The organism is Microcystis sp. M53603_WE2, assembly GCF_030065435.1.
Genome location: NZ_JASJFF010000539.1, coordinates 1 through 2,189, shown reverse-complemented (window position 1 = coordinate 2,189; position 2,189 = coordinate 1). Strand labels below are relative to the sequence as shown.

General features: G+C 46.0%; 2 protein-coding genes. One reads left to right on the top strand and one right to left on the bottom strand.

Going from position 1 to position 2,189, the window contains the following annotated elements:
- The coding region (locus tag PX481_RS11205; RefSeq protein WP_288094595.1) for a polyphosphate:AMP phosphotransferase at positions 1-1,148 on the bottom strand (1,148 nt) is incomplete at its 3' end.
- 221 nt (positions 1,149-1,369) lie between these two features.
- Between PX481_RS11205 and galE the strand changes: the two genes are divergently transcribed.
- The coding region (galE, locus tag PX481_RS11200; protein ID WP_288094594.1) for a UDP-glucose 4-epimerase GalE at positions 1,370-2,189 on the top strand (820 nt) is incomplete at its 3' end.

Here is a 2,189-nt window from a genome sequence, read left to right as displayed (position 1 = left end):
TCCATATCTTTAGCGAATCCTTCCACTCTCTCCACCAAAATCCGTCCATACCAACTGCGATCGAATATACCGATAGTTTTGGCTGCGGGCAATTTCCGCCAGAAGCGCCAGAGGTAATGATAGCGGTGTTCTTCCTCCGTCGGGGCAGCAAAGGCAATCACTTGATAACTGCGAGGATCGAGGGTATCGGTTAAGCGTTTGATCGCCCCTCCCTTACCGGCGGCATCCCACCCTTCAAAGAGGACTAAAACGGGGATATTTGCCTGAAAAATCTCTAATTGCAGTTTTCTTAATTCTACCTGTGCCTGACGCAAACGGATTTTATAGTCTTCTTTTTCCAATTTGGCACTTAAGTCCACTCTCCCCAGATAATCGGGTTCCGTGGGCAGTAATTGGGCTTGGGGTGGTAGATTGGCAGGAGGTTCGATCGGTAATTGGCGCTGATCCAAAGCTTGAGCGATCGTACCGACTAATTGGGAGAGAACTTTTACCCGGGCCCAACGTTGACAGTTGCCCTCCACCAATGTCCAAGGGGCGGCCCCCGTGCTAGTGTAGGTAATCATTTCCTCGGCTAAACTGGCATACTCATCATAACGTTTGGCCTGTTGCCAATCTTCCGGACGCACGCGCCAAGATTCTAGTTCATTTTCGGCGTATTCTTTGATGCGTGACTTTAATTCCTTTTGACTGAGGTGAATCCAGAATTTAGCGATTGCGACCCGATCATCAGATAATTGTCGCTCAAAGGTGTTGATATCGCGCATGACTAGGGGAATCTGGGAGGAGGGCAATTTATTTAAGAGTCGATCCTCTAGTAGATGGGTGTACCAACTGTGATAAAAAATGCCGATACTGCCTTTTGCTGGCAGTTTTTGCCAAAATCGCCACAAAAACGGGTAACTTTCCTCTTGGGGGGAAGGGGTTAAAATTGGATGGACGGTAAAACCGCGAGGATCCATATAGTTAACCATTTTTTTGACTAAAGTTCCCTTGCCTGCCGCCGCCCAACCTTCCAAAACCACCACCACGGGTAATTTACATTCCCAACAGGACTTCTGTAGCGATCGCAGTTGTTCCATTAAATCTTTAATTTGTGATTGATAAGTTTCTTTGTCAAGGGAAAGAGATAGGTCGAGGGGACTTAACATGATGGTCAACTAAGTAGGTAGGTGTTAAAAATTGTCAGCTCCCCGCGCCTATCGGCACCCCCCTTATTAAGGGGGGCAGGGGGGATCGGCACCCCCCTTATTAAGGGGGGCAGGGGGGATCAAAGACAAAATCTATCTTCAATTTAATTATAACCACTTACTTAAAAGCAAAATTAGGGTATAAAGTTATAGACAAGTCAATCTCAAATAGGTATGATCGCGTGTCTCAAGTTAAACCTACCATTCTCGTTACTGGCGGTGCGGGTTATATTGGTTCCCATGCAGTTCTAGCGCTCAAAAATGCCGGTTATCCCGTCATCGTACTCGATAATTTATCCTACGGTCACGCCGAAATCATTAAGGATATATTAAAAGTTGAGTTAATTGTCGGTGATACTAGGGATCGATCGCTGCTGGATAATTTATTTGCCAGTCGTGATATTGCCGCCGTCATGCACTTTGCCGCTTTTATTGCCGTGGGGGAATCGGTGCAGCAACCGGCTATTTACTATCAAAATAATGTTAGTGGTAGTCTGACTCTTTTGCAAGCGATGATCGCCGCCGATGTGAAGAAATTTGTTTTTTCTTCTACCTGTGCTATTTATGGAATGCCGAAAGAAATTCCGATGACGGAAAATCATCCCCATCATCCCCTCAGTCCCTACGCTGCCAGTAAGGAAATGGTGGAACAAATTCTTCGGGATTTTGATCCGGCCTACGGTTTAAAATCGGTGGCTTTCCGTTATTTTAATGCTTCAGGAGCCGACCCCAGTGGTTTATTAGGGGAAGATCACCAACCGGAAACCCATTTAATTCCCCTGGCTTTATTAACTGCCCTGAAAAAACGGGATTCCCTGTCAATTTTCGGCACGGATTATGATACTCCCGATGGCACTGCTGTTCGCGATTATATCCATGTCAATGATTTGGCACAGGCTCACGTTTTAGGCTTAGAATATCTCTTAAATGGGGGCGAAAGTAATGTGTTTAATTTGGGCAATGGTAACGGTTTTTCCGTGCGTGAAGTGATTGAAACAGCGC